At 63.7% G+C, this 18,133-nt stretch carries 17 protein-coding genes; 4 read left to right on the top strand and 13 right to left on the bottom strand.

All coding sequences use genetic code 11. From position 1 onward, the window contains the following. Window positions 1-23 precede the first annotated feature (23 nt). The 12 genes from MTX21_RS04890 to eno all read right to left on the bottom strand — a co-directional run bounded on the left by MTX21_RS04890 (window position 24) and on the right by eno (window position 12,763). Window positions 24-1,382, bottom strand: coding sequence for a pyruvate dehydrogenase complex dihydrolipoamide acetyltransferase (locus MTX21_RS04890; protein WP_280970779.1), 1,359 nt, complete (start codon window positions 1,380-1,382; stop codon window positions 24-26). Between the two features lie 61 nt (window positions 1,383-1,443). Beyond that, a complete protein-coding gene (locus tag MTX21_RS04885; RefSeq protein WP_280970778.1) occupies window positions 1,444-1,896 on the bottom strand; it encodes a nucleoside deaminase in 453 nt (150 codons plus the stop codon). Between the two features lie 2 nt (window positions 1,897-1,898). Continuing rightward, a complete protein-coding gene (locus MTX21_RS04880; RefSeq protein ID WP_280970777.1) occupies window positions 1,899-2,204 on the bottom strand; it encodes a DUF5076 domain-containing protein in 306 nt (101 codons plus the stop codon). A gap of 3 nt (window positions 2,205-2,207) precedes the next feature. Continuing rightward, window positions 2,208-3,599, bottom strand: a complete 1,392-nt coding sequence (locus MTX21_RS04875) for a pyruvate dehydrogenase complex E1 component subunit beta (RefSeq protein ID WP_280970776.1) — start codon at window positions 3,597-3,599, stop codon at window positions 2,208-2,210. Window positions 3,600-3,628: 29 nt separating this feature from the next. Further along, entirely contained in the window at window positions 3,629-4,651 is a 1,023-nt protein-coding gene (gene pdhA / locus MTX21_RS04870) for a pyruvate dehydrogenase (acetyl-transferring) E1 component subunit alpha (protein ID WP_280970775.1), read from the bottom strand. A gap of 297 nt (window positions 4,652-4,948) precedes the next feature. After that, window positions 4,949-6,466: an aldehyde dehydrogenase gene (adh, locus tag MTX21_RS04865; protein WP_280970774.1), complete on the bottom strand. Its 1,518-nt coding sequence runs from the start codon at window positions 6,464-6,466 to the stop codon at window positions 4,949-4,951. Between the two features lie 307 nt (window positions 6,467-6,773). Continuing rightward, window positions 6,774-7,733: a GAF domain-containing protein gene (locus MTX21_RS04860; protein ID WP_280970773.1), complete on the bottom strand. Its 960-nt coding sequence runs from the start codon at window positions 7,731-7,733 to the stop codon at window positions 6,774-6,776. 211 nt (window positions 7,734-7,944) lie between these two features. Next, window positions 7,945-8,262 carry a septum formation initiator family protein gene (locus MTX21_RS04855; RefSeq protein WP_280970969.1) on the bottom strand — a complete coding sequence of 106 codons (318 nt, stop codon included), beginning with the start codon at window positions 8,260-8,262 and terminating at the stop codon, window positions 7,945-7,947. Between the two features lie 215 nt (window positions 8,263-8,477). Continuing rightward, window positions 8,478-9,029, bottom strand: coding sequence for an NADPH-dependent FMN reductase (locus MTX21_RS04850; protein WP_280970772.1), 552 nt, complete (start codon window positions 9,027-9,029; stop codon window positions 8,478-8,480). Between the two features lie 173 nt (window positions 9,030-9,202). Then, window positions 9,203-10,198 (bottom strand): MBL fold metallo-hydrolase, encoded by a 996-nt coding sequence (locus MTX21_RS04845; RefSeq protein ID WP_280970771.1) that lies wholly within the window; start codon window positions 10,196-10,198, stop codon window positions 9,203-9,205. Window positions 10,199-10,306: 108 nt separating this feature from the next. Further along, entirely contained in the window at window positions 10,307-11,446 is a 1,140-nt protein-coding gene (locus tag MTX21_RS04840; RefSeq protein WP_280970770.1) for a zinc-binding dehydrogenase, read from the bottom strand. A gap of 33 nt (window positions 11,447-11,479) precedes the next feature. Beyond that, window positions 11,480-12,763: a phosphopyruvate hydratase gene (gene eno, locus MTX21_RS04835; RefSeq protein WP_280970769.1), complete on the bottom strand. Its 1,284-nt coding sequence runs from the start codon at window positions 12,761-12,763 to the stop codon at window positions 11,480-11,482. Between the two features lie 177 nt (window positions 12,764-12,940). Here eno and MTX21_RS04830 point away from each other — a divergent pair, with 177 nt between their 5' ends. Both MTX21_RS04830 and queF read left to right on the top strand, forming a co-directional pair. Further along, window positions 12,941-13,918 carry a lyase gene (locus MTX21_RS04830; protein ID WP_280970768.1) on the top strand — a complete coding sequence of 326 codons (978 nt, stop codon included), beginning with the start codon at window positions 12,941-12,943 and terminating at the stop codon, window positions 13,916-13,918. Between the two features lie 40 nt (window positions 13,919-13,958). After that, window positions 13,959-14,420 carry a preQ(1) synthase gene (gene queF, locus MTX21_RS04825; RefSeq protein ID WP_280970767.1) on the top strand — a complete coding sequence of 154 codons (462 nt, stop codon included), beginning with the start codon at window positions 13,959-13,961 and terminating at the stop codon, window positions 14,418-14,420. Between the two features lie 103 nt (window positions 14,421-14,523). Here queF and MTX21_RS04820 read toward each other — a convergent pair whose 3' ends face one another. Then, the gene (locus tag MTX21_RS04820; protein WP_280970766.1) at window positions 14,524-15,183 is read right to left on the bottom strand and encodes a GntR family transcriptional regulator; all 660 of its coding nucleotides are present in this window, start codon (window positions 15,181-15,183) and stop codon (window positions 14,524-14,526) included. Between the two features lie 102 nt (window positions 15,184-15,285). Between MTX21_RS04820 and MTX21_RS04815 the strand changes: the two genes are divergently transcribed. Next, complete coding sequence (locus MTX21_RS04815; RefSeq protein ID WP_280970765.1) at window positions 15,286-16,404, top strand: extracellular solute-binding protein; 1,119 nt, start codon at window positions 15,286-15,288, stop codon at window positions 16,402-16,404. After that, window positions 16,394-18,133, top strand: a complete 1,740-nt coding sequence (locus MTX21_RS04810; RefSeq protein WP_280970764.1) for an iron ABC transporter permease — start codon at window positions 16,394-16,396, stop codon at window positions 18,131-18,133. The genes MTX21_RS04815 and MTX21_RS04810 overlap by 11 nt, the downstream gene beginning before the upstream one ends.

Here is an 18,133-nt window from a genome sequence, read left to right as displayed (position 1 = left end):
TGACGACGCGGATGCTTTCGTCGTCACACCATCATCATGACGGGGTTTTCGATGAGCTGCTTGAAGGCGCCGATCAGCTCGGCGCCGAGCGCGCCGTCGATGGCACGGTGATCGCACGACAAGGTCACGCTCATCATCTGCGCGATCTCGATCTTGCCGCCACGGACCACGGGGCGCTCTTCCGAGGTGCCGACCGCGAGGATGGTCGCGTGCGGCGGGTTGATCACAGCGGTGAAGTGGTTGATGCCGTACATGCCGAGGTTGGACACGGCCGTGGTGCCGCCCTGGTACTCCTCGGGCTTCAGCTTGCGTGAGCGGGCCCGCGCCGCAAAATCCTTCATCTCGTTGGAGATGGTCGAGAGTGTCTTGGTCTCCGCCTTGCGAATGATCGGCGTGATCAGGCCGCCGGGCATCGCCACGGCGACGCCGACGTCGGAATGGTGATGCTTGACCATGCCGGACTCGGTCCAGCTCACATTGCAGTTCGGGATCTTCTGCAGCGCGACCGCCATCGCCTTGATGACGAAGTCGTTGACCGAGATCTTGTAGAGCGGCTTCTTCTCCTTGTCCTTTGGAGCGGCCGCGTTGATCTCCTCGCGCGCGACGAGCAGCTTGCCGATGTCGCAGTCGATGGTGAGGTAGAAGTGCGGGACCTGCTGCACCGATGCGGTCAGGCGCTGCGCGATGGTGCGGCGCATGCCGTCATGCGGGACGATGTCGTAGGAGCCGGGCTCGAACAACGCCAGGATCTGCTTGTCCGACATGGTTGGCGCGATTGCGGGACCGGCGGACGGCGCGGCTCCGGGCGCCTTCAGGCCCTTGCCGGACTTGGCCTGTTCGACATCGCGCGCGACTACGCGTCCGTGCGGGCCAGTGCCCGTCACCATCGCAATCTCGATGCCGGCGTCCTTGGCAAGCCGGCGCGCCAACGGTGACGAGAACACGCGGCCGCCCTGGCCGTTGCCCTGCACGGCGGGTGTTGCGGCCTGCGGCGCCGGCGAAGCGGCGGGCGGTGCAGCCTTCGGCGCAGCGGGCGCAGGCGCGGGAGCCGGTGCTTCGGCGGCCTTCTCAGGTGCCTTGGGCGGTACGGCCGAGGCGCTGGGCTTCGCAGCGCCCGCGCTCGCGGCCTTCACGTCCTCGCCTTCCCCGGCGAGAACTGCGATGACGTCGTTGACCGCGACGTCCTGGGTGCCTTCGGGCACAAGGATTTTGGCAATCGTGCCCTCGTCGATGGCCTCGACCTCCATGGTGGCCTTGTCGGTCTCGATCTCGGCGATGACGTCGCCCGATTTGACCTTGTCGCCCTCTTTCTTCAGCCACTTGGCGAGGTTGCCCTTCTCCATCGTCGGCGAGAGAGCTGGCATCAGGATGTTGATGGGCATGCTGACCTCACGAAGAACTTCTCAAAACGTCGTCCTCCACAGGAAGACGAACAGACCAGGTTTAGTTGCCGATGTCGCCCTGCCACAGGCGCTCATTGGCGGGATTGGAACGCCACGTCTTCATCATGGTGATGGAGCGGTCGTCGGCAAGATCGATCCAGGGGATGGCGAACTTGTCGAGAATGTCCTTGGAGCCGGGAAACGTGACGGACTCCCCGATCACCACCAGCGAGACCTTGAACAGGCCAAGCGCGCCGGCGCACATCGAGCATGGCGACAGCGTGGTGTACATGACGGTGTCGTGAAACGAGATCACGCCGGCGTCGCGCAGGCAGCTCATCTCGCCGTGCAGGATGACGTTCTTTTCCTGCACACGGTTGTTGTGGCCGCGGGCAATGATCTTCTTGTCGCGTGTCAGCACGGCACCGATCGGCAGGCCGCCCTGCGCGATCGAAGCCTCCGCCTCGCGGATCGCCTCCAGCATGAAATCATAGTGATGGGATTCGACCGCCACGCTCAGTGCCCCTTCTGTCCGCGCGGCGTGGTGGCGCCCATGTCAGTCGGCCGGTCGATCTCGGCCTGGAACATGTCGAGGATCCGGCCCAGCGCCTCTTCTTCGGTGTACTCGCTCTCGCGGGCATAGGCGCGTGCGGCGTGGCGGGCGAGATCGACCAGCAAAAGACCCCACATGTCGGGCTCTTCGAAGGCGCGCTGGAATGCCATCGACAGCCCGCCCTCCAGCACGAACACGCGCAGGATCTCGACCGCGTCCTCGCGGGCGATAACGTCGGGCGGTAATGGCTGCTCCTTCGGGCCCGCCATGGTCTACCTGTAGCAGACCGCTTTGGCGGCCTCGACCACTTCAGCCGCCGAGGGCAGCGCAAGCTTCTCCAGGTTCGCGGCATAGGGCATCGGCACATCCTTGCCGGAGACGCGCGTCACCGGCGCGTCGAGATAGTCGAAAGCGTGCTCCATGATGCGGGCGGCGATCTCGGCGCCAACGCCGCTTTGCGCCCAGCCCTCCTCCACCGTGACCGCCCGGCCGGTCTTCTTGACCGAGTTGACGATGGTCTCGGTGTCCATCGGCCGCAGCGTGCGCAGATCGATGACCTCGGCCTCGATGCCGTCCTTGGCAAGCTCGTCGGCGGCCTTGAGCGCGTAGGTCATGCCGTTCGACCAGGAGATGATGGTGACGTGGCCGCCCGAGCGCACGATTCGCGCCTTGCCGATCGGGATCACGTAGTCGTCGAGCTTCGGCACCTCACCGGTATGGCCGTAGAGCACCTCGTTCTCGAGGAAGATCACCGGATTGGGATCGCGGATCGCGGCCTTGAGCAGACCCTTGGCGTCGGCCGCCGAATAAGGCGCGACCACCTTCAGGCCTGGAATGTGCGAGTACCAGGCGGAGTAATCCTGGCTGTGCTGCGCGGCGACGCGGGCGGCCGCGCCGTTGGGTCCGCGGAACACGATCGAGCAGCCCATCTGGCCGCCGGACATATAGAGCGTCTTGGCGGCGGAGTTGATGATCTGGTCCATCGCCTGCATGGCGAAGTTGAAGGTCATGAACTCGACGACCGGCTTCAGCCCGGCCATCGCGGCGCCGATGCCGACACCGGCAAAGCCGTGCTCGGTGATCGGGGTGTCGATCACGCGCCTCGCGCCGAATTCCTGGAGCAGGCCCTGGGTGACCTTGTAGGCGCCCTGATATTCGGCGACCTCTTCGCCCATCACGAAGACGTCGGCGTCGCGGCGCATCTCCTCGGCCATGGCATCGCGCAGGGCTTCGCGGATGGTCTGCGTCACCATTTCGGTGCCGGCGGGCACTTCCGGATCGGGCTCGGCGACGGCCCGCGGCGCGGAGGGCGCAGCGGGCTTCGGCTGCGGCGCCTCGGCCTTCGCTGCGGCAGGCGGCGCTTCCGCGGCCTTCTCCTGCTTGGCGGGCGCCGGTGCCTTGGCAAGATCAGCGGCGCTCTCGCCGTCGGCAAGGATCGTCGCGATCGGCGTGTTCACGGCAACGTCGGCGGTGCCTTCGGGGATCAGGATCTGGCCAAGCGTCCCCTCGTCGGTCGCCTCGACCTCCATGGTCGCCTTGTCGGTCTCGATCTCGGCGATCACATCACCCGACTTGATCTGCTCGCCCTCTTTTTTCAGCCATTTGGCGAGGTTGCCCTTTTCCATCGTGGGCGAGAGCGCGGGCATCAGCACTTGAATTGGCATATCGACTCCAAAAGAAAGCTTGCGCGCGTTCAGCGGTAAACGTCGGTCCAGAGCTCGGAAGCATCCGGCTCGGGGTCATGCTGGGCAAAGTCGGCGGAGGCGTTGACGATGTCGCGAACCTCGGCGTCGATCGCCTTGAGATCCTGTTCGCTCACCTTGGCCGCCAGCAGGCGGTTGCGCACCTGCTCGATCGGATCCTGGTCGTGGCGAACCTTCTCGACCTCCTCGCGCGTTCGGTACTTTGCGGGATCGGACATCGAGTGGCCGCGATAGCGGTAGGTCTGCATTTCCAGGATGACCGGACCCTTGCCGGCGCGGCACCAGGCGACCGCCTCGTCGGCGGCGGCCTTCACCGCGCGGACGTCCATGCCGTCGACCTGATGACCGGGGATGTTGAAGGACAGGCCGCGCTTGGAAAAATCCTGCTGCGCCGAGGCGCGCGAGACCGACGTGCCCATGGCGTAGCGATTGTTCTCGATGACGAAGATCACCGGCAGTTTCCAGAGCTCCGCCATGTTGAAGCTCTCATAGACCTGGCCTTGATTGGCAGCACCATCGCCGAAATAGGTGACGGCGACGTTGTCGTTGCCGCGATAGTGATTGGCGAAGGCGAGCCCCGCACCGAGCGAGACCTGGGCGCCGACGATGCCATGGCCGCCGTAAAACTTCTTCTCCACGCTGAACATGTGCATGGAGCCGCCCTTGCCCTTGGAATATCCGCCGCGGCGGCCGGTGAGCTCGGCCATGACGCCCTTGGCCTCCATGCCGGTGGCGAGCATGTGGCCGTGATCGCGGTAACCGGTGATGACCTGATCGCCGTCCTTCAGGGCCATCTGCATGCCGACCACCACGGCCTCCTGGCCGATATAAAGATGGCAGAAGCCGCCAATCGCGCCCATGCCGTAGAGCTGGCCAGCCTTTTCCTCGAACCGCCGGATCAGGAGCATGTCGCGGAGCGCCTTGAGCTCCTGTTCCTTCGTGAATCCCGGTGGCGAGCCGCCGTTGGTCTTGTCCTGTGGAGCGCTTGCGGCGGCTTTCTTGGGTGCGGCCATGGGAATTCCGGGTCAGAGAAAACTTTCGCCCTCTCTAACCCAAGTCAAACGCATGCGAAAGCGCTGCGGCGCCGCGGCGCGGCTTTCATTTATGCCGCACTGCAACGTGGCCGAAATATTGCAAAATGTTTGGCGCCGATCGGGCAACAAATCTAATCGCCGCGGCGTGCGGACCAGATTCGAGACCGCGTCAAGGTGCGAGGTATCGATTTGGAGCAAGGCGGCGCCGCAACGGCGCCGCCCTCTCCGCTCCGCCGATCGATCAAGTCCTTGTCGGCTCTGCCGATCAAGTCCTTGTCAGAAGAAGCCGAGCTTCTTCGGGCTGTAGCTGACGAGCAGGTTCTTGGTCTGCTGGTAGTGATCGAGCATCATCTTGTGGGTCTCGCGCCCCACGCCCGACTGCTTGTAGCCGCCAAACGCTGCGTGCGCGGGATAAGCGTGATAGCAGTTGGTCCAGACCCGACCGGCCTGGATGGCGCGGCCGAAGCGGTAGCAGCGGTTGGCATCGCGGCTCCAGACGCCGGCCCCAAGGCCGTAGAGCGTGTCGTTGGCGATCGCGAGTGCCTCATCGTCGGTCTTGAAGGTCGTGACCGAAACGACGGGCCCAAAGATCTCCTCCTGGAAGATCCGCATCTTGTTGTGACCCTGGAATACGGTTGGCTGGACGTAGTAGCCGCCGGCGAGATCGCCGCTCAGGCTGGCGCGGCCACCGCCGGCCAAAACCTTTGCGCCCTCGCTCCTGCCGATGTCGATATACGACAGAATCTTCTCCAACTGCTCGCCGGAGGCTTGGGCGCCGATCATCGTATCGGCCTCGCGCGGATCGCCCTGCTTGATGGCAGCGACACGCTTTAACGCCCGCTCCATGAAGCGGTCGTAGATATCCTCATGGATCAGCGCGCGGCTCGGACAGGTGCAGACCTCGCCCTGATTGAGCGCAAACATCACAAAGCCTTCGATCGCCTTATCGAAGAAGTCGTCATCTTCTGCAGCCACGTCCTTGAAGAAGATGTTCGGCGATTTGCCGCCGAGCTCGAGCGTGACGGGAATGAGGTTCTGGCTGGCATATTGCATGATCAGCCGGCCCGTCGTGGTCTCGCCGGTGAAGGCGATCTTGGCGATCCGCGGGCTCGAGGCGAGCGGCTTGCCGGCTTCGAGGCCAAAGCCGTTGACGATGTTGAGGACGCCGGGCGGCAGAAGGTCGCCGATGATCTCGGCCCACACCATGATCGAGGCCGGCGTCTGCTCGGCGGGCTTGAGCACCACGCAATTGCCGGCGGCGAGCGCCGGCGCAAGCTTCCAGCACGCCATTAACAACGGGAAATTCCAGGGAATGATCTGGCCGACGACGCCGAGCGGTTCATGGAAATGGTAGGCGATGGTGTCGTGATCGATCTCGCCGATCGAGCCTTCCTGGGCGCGCACGACGCCGGCGAAATAGCGGAAGTGATCGATCGCGAGCGGCAGGTCGGCAGCGCGGGTCTCACGGATCGGCTTGCCATTGTCCCAGGTCTCGGCGATCGCAAGGCGCTCGAGATTCTGCTCCATGCGGTCGGCGATCTTGTTCAGGATCGCGGCGCGTCCGGCGGCGCTGGTGCGGCCCCAGGCGGCCTTGGCGGCGTGCGCAGCGTCGAGCGCGACCTCGACGTCTTGATGGTCGGAGCGCGCGATCTTGCAGACGACTTGGCCATTCACCGGCGAGGCGTTGTCGAAATACCGCCCCGAGATCGGCGCGACGAACTTGCCGCCGATGAAATTGTCATAGCGTGCGGCGAAGGGAACTTTGGTGACGCTGAGGAATTCCACCTTGTTCATTGATCACTCCCGATGTTGCTGTTTGCGCAATTCGTCGCGTGCGTTTGCGCCTGTGCGACTTGCACCGACGATCTCGCGGGAGCGATTTCCTGTCAGCCCGGGCGGAAGCGATGGTCAGGCCGACCTGTCGCAGTTCTGCGACAGGTGACGTGGCCACAAGATACCCCGGCCTCATCCCGAGGAGCACGCCCGTTGGGCGCCTCGAAGGATGGCCGCGGGCGACAGCGGGGCCTTTCATGGTTCGAGACGGCGCTTCGCGCCTCCTCACCATGAGGGTTCAGTTATGTGCGTGGAAAGGAACTGGGGCTTAGTGCTTCAGTTCAAACCGCTTAAGCTTTCGATGCAGCGTGGCACGGCTGACGCCGAGGGCCTTGGCGGCCGCCGAAACATTGCCGCCCGCGCGCAGCAGCGCCCGCTGCAGCACCGCGCGCTGACCGCCGGCAAGATGATCGTGCGCCGTATCGCCGCCGAGAAGATCGGCCGCAGGCATCGGCCGTAACGGGCGACCGGGCGCGATCCCGAGTCCCACCCGGGCGGATCGGGTCGCGCCAATCACGAGATCATCAGCATCGACCGCGACGAGACCGCCGCCCTGGCCGTCGGAGGCAGGCGTCAGCAGGATGCGGGCATGGGCAAAGGCGCGGCGAAACAGATCGGCCTCGATGCGCTTTGCCGCTTCGCCCGCCGCAAGCGCGATCAGGCTGGAGATGGCGTCGGTGCGGTCGGCGCGGCAGGAGGAGACGTCGAGTACGCCGGCAAACATCCCGTTATGGTCGTAGATCGGAACGGCGGTGCAACTCAGAAGCGTATTGCGGGTGAAGAAGTGCTGGTCGCGGTCGATCGTCAGCGGCCGCTGCTCGACAACGCAGGTGCCGATGCCGTTGGTGCCCTCGTGCTCCTCGCTCCACAGCGCGCCGGTCCACAGGCCCCAGGATTGAAACGTCGCGTCGTCGGCCGGCGTGCCGCGACGGTCGACCGGCACGCCCTTCCCGTCGGCAAGCAGCACGCAGCAGCCGGCTGCGCCCACAGCCTGATAAAGCCGGTCCATCGCGGCTTGCGCGGCCGCCAGAAGCGGCCCGATGCGCTCGCGCGCCTGGCGCAATTCGGCGTCGCTCAGCCGCAGCGGCGGGCTGCGGCCGCCAGGATCGAGGTGATGCAGTCGGGACGCGCGCCGCCACGAGGCCACGAGCGCGGAGCGGGCCGCCTGGCCTGATACGATGGCGGCCTCGACGCGGGCCGCGTGATGCCGGGACATTGGCCCATTCATCACTGTTTCCTCCGAGAACAGTCTACGCGGTGGCGGCACAGCCCGATTGATCTGCGTCAACCTTGGCCGGCCCTGCACGCAGCCCATGCCATGAACCCAGCGCCGCGCCGCCGTCAAGGCGACAATCCGACAACGCCTTACGACTTTCGGTACGAGGCTATCGGAAGTCGACGCCGACTTTCGACACCAGTTGCGGAAGTTTCGGAAAGCGTCAGTTCGTCGGGTTCATCCGAACGAGATCATGCGGATTGACGTAGTCGAGCTGGAAGCGCGCCCGCTCGTCGAGCATATCCGGGTCGATCTTTTCCCTGCGGAGCAGTGACACGCGCTGCTCGCTCCTGGCGCGCTCGCGCTTGAGCTGCGCCAGTTCGCTGGTCAGCGCGATGATCTCCTGGTCGAGCTCCTGGCGCGCGTTCAGGCCGTACTTGCCGGTATAGGCATTGATGCCGAAATAGCCGACGATGGCGGCCGCCATCGTGTAGAGAGCAAGGCCGGTCAGGATCGACTTCAGGCGCGCGCGGGAGACCATGTCCGGCAAGATGGGACAGGTTGGTTAAGGGAGTGCTAATTCCAGCTTGCTGGCCTACCCCTGCCCGACCACGCGACCAGACCCTCATGGCGAGGAGGCGCGAAGCGCCGTCTCGAACCATGAAGGCCCGGCTGTCTCCCGCGGCCATCCTTCGAGATGACCGCTTCGCGGTCTCCTCAGGATGAGGACCTACGATGTTGCGGGCAGTGTTTACGTCAGCCCTGGTTCTTCGCGACGTGCGCGGCGAAGGCGTCGAGGTACTGCTGCAGGACGGTCTTCAGGGAGTCCTTGGTCAGGTTGCCCGCGGCATCGAAGGCGTCGCCGACGCCGTTCAGGTAAATCTCCGGCTGCTGGAGGATCGGGCCGGCAATGCCGGGCAGGATGTTCTGGAGATGCTTGGCTGCGCTGACACCACCGAGCGGACCCGGCGAGTTGGAGATGATGCCAGCCGGCTTGCCGTTGAAGGAGCTCTTGCCATAGGGCCGCGAGGCGACATCGATGGCGTTCTTCAGCACGCCCGGGATCGAGCGGTTGTATTCGGGGGTGACAAACAGCACGCCGTTCGACTTCTGGAGCTTTTCACGGAAGGCCAGCCAGTCGGCGGGCGGCGCGCCCTCGAGGTCCTGGTTGAAGAAGGAAATGCCCGCTGGCGTCACCACTTCGAGCGAGAGCGAGCTCGGGGCAAGCTTGGCGAGGGCATTGGCGATCTTGATGGAAAAGCCTTCCTTGCGCAGGCTGCCGACGAGCGTGACGATGTGATAGGCCATGGTTTGTGTCCTTAATCTCCAGCGGGATAGTCGCGCACTTAATCCGGCTGCATCAGTGGATGCAAGTGCATGAACCGTGCCGATTTGGAAACGCTGCGTTCACGGAATTGAACTGTTGCCCAAAACAATCAGGCCGCCCGAAGGCGGCCTGATGTTTCCGATGGCGTGCGCGATCAGATCGTCGGATTCCAGGCCGACGGGATCAGGCGATATTTCGCGCCGTCTTTCTCGACATGGCCGACCGAGGGGAAGGTGAAGTGGAAGCCGACCACAGTCGCCTTCTCCGCCGCCGCCATGTCGTAGAACTTGTGGCGGGTCTCCTGCGCCAGCGCTGCATCAGTGTCGAATGCCACGTGCCAATCCGGATTGCGCAGGAACAGCTCCGGAATGTTGGTGACGTCGGACTGGATCAGCACTTTCGCGTTGCCCGAGGCAACCGCGAACGAGGTGTGGCCAGGCGTATGGCCGGGCGTCGCGATCGAGGTGATGCCGGGCGCAACTTCCTTGCCCCATTCGTACTTCGTCACCTTCGACTCGAGCCCGGCGAACGTCTTCTTCACGTTCGCGAAGTAGTTCTTCATCATGTCGCTGGAGGCCTTGCCCGCGTTCTCCTCGCTGGCCCAAAACTCCCAGTCCTTCGCCGGCACCATGATCTCCGCATTCGGGAAGGCAAGCGAGCCGTCGGCCAAACGGATGCCGTTGGTATGGTCGGGATGCAGATGCGACAGCAACACGATGTCGATGCTCTTGGGATCGACGCCGGCGGCCGCGAGGTTCTGCAGGGTACGGCCGACCGCGCCCTTGCTCGCCTCGAAATTCGCAACGCCGTTGCCGCTGTCGATCAGCACCAGCTTGGAGCCGGTGTTGATGAGCTGCGGATTGAACGGGATCGTGACCATGCCCTTCGGCATGTAGGCGGCATCGGCGGCGGCGAGCGCCTCTTCCTTCGGAACGTTGACGACGAACTTGTCGGGCATCGGGAAGCTGCGCGCGCCGTCGTTGATCGAGGTGCATTCGAAGCTGCCGATCTTGTAGCGGTAGAAGCCCGGCGCCTGTGCTCCGCTTTGCGGCACTGCGCCATTGGCAACGGTCGGTCCCAGTCCGGTCACGGCAGCCGCGCCGACGGCGGCCGCGCCCGCGAGCAAGTGGCGGCGATTGAGATCTGTCATGGAGATGTCCCCTTTGCGTGCGGTTTGTCCCGCTTTCAATTGCGGCGCGAATGTTCTCCCGCTTCGCTCAGAAGGCAAGACCTTCTTTGGGCGACGTGCCCTAGCACATCACGAAGATTTATTTGGGTTGATGAGGAATTTTTCGCCGGTAGCCCGTTTGGCGTACACGGCGATGTTGGCCGGATCGAGCGCTTCCTGGAGCGAGACCACCCTGGTGTAGTGGCTGGCAAAGGTGGTCTTCAATTCGTCGACCACGCGCTGACGCAGCTTGGCGGCATCGGCCTGCCCGATCTTCATCAGGAACGGAAACAGCAGCCAGCCGCCGACGCCCCAGGCCATGCCGAAGCCGCGCGGCAGTTCGATCGGTCGCGTGTCGAGCGCGCCGTAGACATAGACCTGCTTGTGCACGTTGGAGCCGTAGCGGCTATATTCTTTCGCGGTCTTGTTGATCGCGGCTTCCATGCAATTGAGGATGTCACCGGCGAGCTTGCCGCCGCCGATGGCGTCGAAGGCGATGGTGGCGCCGGTCTCGACCAGCGCGTCGGTGAGATCGCCAAGAAAGCTCGGCGAGGTGGAGTCGACGACATGCTTTGCGCCGATCTTCTTCAGGATGTCCGCCTGCTCTTTGCTGCGCACGATGTTGACGAGCGGGATGCCGTCCTTGAGGCAGATCTTGTTCAGCATCTGCCCGAGATTGGAGGCAGCCGCGGTGTGCACCAGCGCCTTGTGGCCTTCGCGACGCATGGTCTCGGTCATGCCGAGCGCTGTGAGTGGATTGACGAAGCAGGATGCGCCTTCGGCGGGCGTCGTGCCGGCCGGCAGCGGCAGACACTCCCTCACCTTCAGCGTGCGATATTGCGCGTACATCGCGCCGCCGATCATCGCCACCGTCTTGCCCATCAGCGCTTTCGGAGCATCCGACGAGCCGGTCCTGATGACGACGCCGGCGCCCTCATTGCCGACCGGCATGGACTGGTCGAGCCGGCCTGCCATCGCCCGCAGCGCGGCTGCGGGCACCTGTGCGGTGATCACGGGCGAAGCTTTCGTACCCGAGGCCTTGGCCGTGCTCATGTCGGCGGCGCCGACGAGCAGGCCGAGGTCGGACGGGTTGATCGGCGTCGCCTCGACGCGGACGACGACCTCGTCCGCGGCGGGTTCGGGGGTCGGCACGTCGACGAGCGAGATTTCCAGCTCACCGCTCGCCTTGATCAGCGAACGCAGTTGCAGTCCGGTCTTGCCGTCGCTCATGTCGATCCTCCCGTGTTCTGTCAAAGCGCCGGCTTATGCCAGCGCCTTCAGCGCCGCCTTGCCGGCATAGAGCGCCTGCTTGCCGAGCTGCTGCTCGATGCGCAGGAGCTGATTGTATTTGGCGGTGCGATCGGAGCGCGCAAGGGAGCCGGTCTTGATCTGACCGCAATTGGTGGCGACCGCGAGATCGGCGATGGTGGAATCCTCGGTCTCACCGGAGCGGTGCGACATCACCGAGGTGTAGCCGGCCTTGTGCGCCATCTCGACGGCGGCGAGCGTCTCGGTCAGCGTACCGATCTGGTTGACCTTGATCAGGATCGAGTTGGCGCGTCCTGCCTTGATGCCGTCCGACAGGCGCTTGACGTTGGTGACGAAGAGATCATCGCCGACGAGCTGGCACTTGTTGCCGATCAGGTCTGTGAGCTCTTTCCAGCCGTCCATGTCGTCTTCGGACATGCCGTCCTCGATGGTGACGATCGGATAGCGCGAGACGAGATCGGCGAGATACTTGGCCTGTTCGGACACCGAGCGGGTCTTGCCCTCGCCTTCATAGACGTACTTGCCGTCCTTGAAGAACTCGGTCGAGGCGCAGTCGAGGCCGAGCACGACGTCGCTGCCCACCTTGAAGCCGGCCTTGCCGATCGCGTTCACGACGAAGTCGAGCGCGGCGTCGGCCGACGGCAGATTCGGGGCGAAGCCGCCCTCGTCGCCGACATTGGTGTTGTGGCCGGCCTTCTTCAGCTCGGACTTCAGCGTGTGGAAGACTTCGGCGCCGTAGCGCAGGCCCTCGGCGAAGGTCGGCGCACCGACCGGCAGGATCATGAATTCCTGGAAGTCGATCGGATTGTCGGCATGCACGCCGCCATTGATGATGTTCATCATCGGCACCGGCAGAAGCCGCGCCGAGGTGCCGCCGACATAGCGATAGAGCGGCATGTCGAGCGAGTTCGCGGCCGCCTTGGCGCAGGCGAGCGAAACGCCGAGGATGGCGTTGGCACCTAACCGGCTCTTGTTCGGCGTGCCGTCGAGGTCGATCATGATCTGGTCGATCTGGACCTGATGCTCGACATCGATGCCGCTCAAGGCCTCGAAGATCTCGCCGTTGACGGCACCGACGGCCTTGGAAACGCCCTTGCCGAGATAACGGGCCTTGTCGCCGTCGCGCAGTTCCACCGCCTCGTGGGCACCGGTGGACGCGCCGGACGGCACCGCGGCGCGGCCGAGCGAGCCGTCCTCCAGCACGACGTCGACCTCGACGGTGGGATTGCCGCGGCTGTCCAGGATTTCGCGGCCGATGATGTCGACAATGGCGGTCATGATGTTGCACTTCCGTTCGTTGGAGCTGATCGGTTCGCCGCGCGTCTTACACGGAGCGCAAGCAAATGTGAACGCTTGGACCGGCCGCTTCGACTGACGCGTGAAGTGCCTCAGACTAAGCTCGACCGCATCTGATCTGCGCGTCCAACCTCAATCTGAAACAGTCGGGGTAACGCCATGAATCGTCGCCAGTTTCTTGCCTCGAGTGTCGCCCTTCTCACGGTTCGCCCAAGTTTTGCCCAAGAGGCCCCGTTCCGGACGAAATATTTCCCCATCAGCCCCGGCATCGGCCTGCACGATCTCACGCCGGCGCCCGATGGCCGCATCTGGTTCACCGCACAAGGCAAGGGCATGCTCGGCAGGCTCGATCCGAAGGATGGCTCGTACGAGACCGTCAGCCTCGGACAAGGCGCAGCGCCCCACGGCGTGACGATCGGTCCCGACGGCGCGCCGTGGATCACTGAGGGCGGCCAGAACGCGATCGCGCGTGTCGACCCTAGCGACCTCAAGGTCACGTTGTTCCGCCTGCCTGAGAAATTCGCTTCCGCCAATCTCAACACCGGCGTGTTCGACAAGTCCGGGACCTACTGGTTCACCGGACAATCCGGTTACTACGGCCGCCTCGCGCCGAAGTCCGGCGAGATGAGCGTGTTCAAGGCGCCGAAGGGCGTCGGTCCCTACGGCATCACGGCCACGCCCAAGGGTGACATCTGGTACGCCTCGCTTGCGGGGAGCTATATCGCCAAGATCGATCCGGCCACCGGCAATGCTCATGTCGTCGAGCCGCCGACGCCGAACCAGGGGGCACGGCGCGTCTGGTCGGATTCGAAGAGCCGGATCTGGGTCAGCGAGTGGAACAGCGGGCATGTGTCGGTGCACGATCCCGCCGACGGCTCATGGAAGAGCTGGAAGCTGCCGGGCGAGCGCCCCCGCACCTACGCGGTCTATGTCGACGACAAGGACAAGGTCTGGCTGACCGACTTCTCGGCGAACGCGATTCTCCGGTTTGATCCGGCGAGCGAGCAGTTCAACGTGTTCGCCAGCGACAAGGCGAATGCCAATGTCCGTCAGCTCGACGGCCGGCCGGGCGAGCTGTGGGGCTGCGAATCCGGCAACGACCGGATCGTCATGATCCAGACCATCGCCGCCGGTTGACGACGGCCACAATTGCGTCCATCCCGACATCCGCAAAAGGATGACGACGATGGCGAAAAAATCTCTCCAGCTCGGCCGCGCGGTCGAGTGGCCGCACACACCGGAAGAAGCCCAGCTCGACCGCGTGCCCAATCCGCAAAAGGGTACGGACTATCTGGTGCGCTTCACCGTGCCGGAATTCACCTCGCTCTGCCCGGTCACGGGCCAGCCGGATTTCGCGCATCTGATGATCGATTACGCACCGGGCGCGTGGCTGCTGGAGTCGAAGTCGCTCAAACTCTACATCGCGAGCTTTCGCAATCACGGCGCCTTCCACGAGGATTGCACCGTGATGATCGGCAAGCGCATCGCCTCCGAGATCAAGCCAAAATGGCTGCGCATCGGCGGCTACTGGTACCCGCGCGGCGGCATTCCGATCGACGTATTCTGGCAGACCGGCCGCGTGCCAAGGGGCCTCTGGGTACCCGAGCAGGGCGTCGCGCCCTATCGCGGGCGGGGTTAGTTTCTTTCAGGCACGGATTGAATCAGCGCGCCACGCCAAAACTTGCGTCAAACCAACGGGAGCACACCTCAGCTCTCTCTCCATTAATTTAATCGAAGGTTGCTCAGGTCTTCTTGGTCGGACTGTGATCGCGCGCCGGATAGTTGGCGCCGGATTCGGCAATGTGGCGCCGCACTGCTGCAATGAGTGCAGCGAGATCGCGAGACTCGATCGCATCGACAATCTCGACGTGGTGTGCAGCACTTCTTTGCAACTCGGCATTCGACGGCCACAAGGCGATCGGTCCTGGTCTGGCGCGATTTCGGATTTCGACGATGAGCCTGGCGAGCGATTGGTTTGCTGCATGGCGATAGATCTCGTCGTGAAAGGCTGCGTTAGTATTTGCTTGGTCCGCTTTGCTGCCGCGCGCCACAGCATCTTCAAAGAGTTTCTGGGCTTGCTTGATTTTTCCAAATTCGATGGGGCCGATATTCGGTAACGCCTGCGTTGCCGCTTCAACCTCCAGCAACATGCGGATCTCCAATATCTCGCGAACCACATTCAGGTCGGGTTGTGCGACCCGGTACCCACGATTTTCGACATGGGTCACCATCCCGCTTGCGGCGAGTTGGGTCAGTGCACTTCGGACGTCGAAACGTTTCGCAACGAAGGCCTCCTCCAGGTCGATCTGGCGCAACCATTCGCCCGGCCGATAGTCGCCTTGCAGGATGGCGGCACCGATTTCCACCGCCAACAGTCTCTTCTGCTCCTTCCGTACTTTCATGGCTGCTTCCCTTTTCGGAGCGCTTGACTTGTCAAAGCTAGTTGCGCACAAATTGGCGCCAATAAATGTGCATAACAAATCGCGGCGGCGGGAGGAACATGGATGTCGGGCATCGATCGTAGAAGCTTGATGGTGATGTCGGTCCTCGGCGCGACTGTAGGACTCCGGGGCACGGCGCAGGCTGCGCCGAACGGATATCCTGAGAATTATCAAAAGATCATCGAGGACGCCCAGAACGAGAGCAGCCTACTCATTTATTCGATCATGTCGCCCGAAAACTGGCGGCCCGTGATTGAAGGCTTCAACAAGCTCTACCCGAAGGTCAAGGTCGAGACGCTGGATCTGCCCGCGTCCCGCGAGAGCTTTGAACGTTATCTGGCCGAGCGGAGCACCAACAGCCGCACCTGCGACCTCATCGCAACGGCTGATCCGGGCGGATGGATCGACTTCCAGGAGCGCGGTGAAATCCTCGACTATGCGTCACCCGAGGCGCAGGCGTGGCCGGACTGGTCGAAGCCGTTTCCCGGCGTCTACACCGTTTCGTCCGATCCGATGGCGCTGATCTGGAACAACACGCTGGTGCCGGACGGCAAGCGCCCCAAGACGCTTGCGGAGTTCGTCGAGCTTGCGGTGACAAACGAGAAGGCCTGGCGCAACCGCATCACCAGCTACGGCGTGCATCAAACCACCTTCGGCTATGGCATCAGCTACGCGTTCGTGAAGAAGCACGGCGAGAAGGCCTGGGACTGGTTCGCTCAGCTTGCGAAGCTTTCGCCTCGGTTCGAGCGCTCCGGCGGGCCGATGACCGAAAAGGTGACCTCCGGCGAATACGCCACGGGCTGGTTTGTTTCGGCCATCACCTTCTGGCCCCGCCTGAATGATCCGGCGCGCGCTCGCATCCTCGGCTGGAGCTTCATCGGCGATGGTCAGCCGGTTGTGCTGCGTGGCGTCGCCATTCCGAAGGGGTCGAAAAACGTCAACGCCGCCAAGTTGATGCTCGACTACATCATCTCGGAGGACGGTCAGCGCGCATTCGGACGGGGTGGCCTGACGCCGGCGCGACCAGGTGTGCAGCCGGGCGACGGCATCCGCCATACATACTCGTCAATCGTGCAAGCCGTCGGCGAGCAGAACATTTGCTACATCGGCTACGATCGGGACGCCCTGCGGGACTACGACAGCTTCCTGGCGCGCTGGAAAAAGACTTTCAATGTCGCTTGACGCAAGCAGCGCGCTAGCGCCGACGGCTACGGACGCACTGCCGAAGCCGCTGCCCGGCCGCGATACGGTCATCCAGTACGGCATGGCGCTGCTGACAGTTGTTCTGATCGCAGCGCCTCTGCTTCCCGTTCTCTATCAATCTATGCTGGATCGCGCGCTCTACGATTCCGGCCAGCAGCTCACGCTGAGCAACTTCGGCCGCCTGCTTCGCACCGACGGCTTTGCACTCGTCATCTGGAACACGTTTGTTTTCGCCACCCTCACTACCGTGATTTCGCAGGCGCTTGGCACGCTGGCAGCGGTGCTGTTCGGCCGCACCGACATGCCGTTTGCGCGGCTGTTTGGCGAGCTGTTCCTGTGGCCGATCTATCTCTCGGCGCTGGTGCTGTCGTTCGGCTGGTACACGATTTACGGACCGGCCGGTTACTTGACGCTTCTTGTTCAGTCGATCTTCGACGGCGCGCCGTGGAATCTCTACTCGCTGCCGGGCATGGCGATGATCGCCGGCGTCTCGCAAGCGCCGGTCGCCTACATCTACTGCATGTCCTCGGCCTCGATTACCGATCCGACGCTGGAGGAAGCCGCGCGCGTGGCTGGCGCCGGCACCTTGAGGACCTTGTGGCGGATCACGCTGCCCCTGCTGATGCCGGCGATCGCCTATAGTGCGGTGCTGAACTTCACGGTGGGATTGGAACTGCTCGCGATTCCGCTGGTGTTCGGAGATCCCGCCGGCATCACTGTGCTGACTACGTTCCTCTACAACAACGGCGTGGCGTCGGCGCGCCCCGATCACGGGCTGGTGGCAACGGCAGCCGTGCTGATGCTTGCCGTTGTCTGCGTCTTGGTCTGGCTGCAAGGACGCCTGCTCGGCAGCACCCGGCGTTTTGTCACACTCGGTGGCAAGGCCACGCGACCGCGCCCTTTCCGCCTGAGCAGTCTGCGCTGGCCGCTTTGCATCGTCTCGGCGATCTACATCACGGCAACAGTTGTGATGCCGATCGGCGCGCTGCTGCTGCGCGCCTTCACCAGCCTGCTGTCGCCGATGGTGCCGATCACCGAGGTGCTGACTCTCGGCAACTTCGCCAACATGCTCGAGTATCCGGTCTACCCGCGCTCGATCTGGAACTCGTTCATCGTCAGCACGCTCGGTGGCGTCATCGCCACCGCGATGGTCGCCCTGATCGCAATCATCGTTCTGCGCTCAGATTTCCGCTGGCGAGCGCCGCTGCACTACATCGCGTTGTTTCCTCGCGCGGTGCCGGGCGTCGTCGCGGGCATCGGGTTCTTCTATGCGTTTGCGCTTGTTCCGGGCCTGGGAGGACTTCGAAACACGATCTGGATTCTGATCGCCGCCTTCACGATGCACTTCATCCCCGTGGGGTTGGGGGCGGTTGCGCCGATGCTAATGCAGATGAGCCCGGATTTCGATCGCGCCGCGCGGACGCAGGGCGCGGACTGGTGGACGACGAGCCGGCGGATCGTTTTGCCTTTGCTGCGGCCGGCGCTCGTTGCTTGCTTCATCATCCTCTTCATTACGTTCTTCAAGGAGTACACAACCGCGATCTTCCTGTTCGCTCCCGGCAGCGAAGTGATCGGGACCACGCTGCTCCAGGCCTGGACGCAGGGCGAGGTCGGTCTGGTGTCCGCGCTGGCAACCGTACAGATCCTGGTCATCGGAGTCTGTGTCACGGCGGCGCGTGCTTTTCTCGGAGTGAAGCTCTATGGCTGA

It is taken from the genome of Bradyrhizobium sp. ISRA430 (assembly GCF_029909975.1).
In the GTDB taxonomy this organism is placed as follows: Bacteria; Pseudomonadota; Alphaproteobacteria; order Rhizobiales; family Xanthobacteraceae; genus Bradyrhizobium.
The sequence above is the reverse complement of the archived record's forward strand: the minus strand, read 5'-3'. Positions and strand labels throughout refer to the sequence as shown.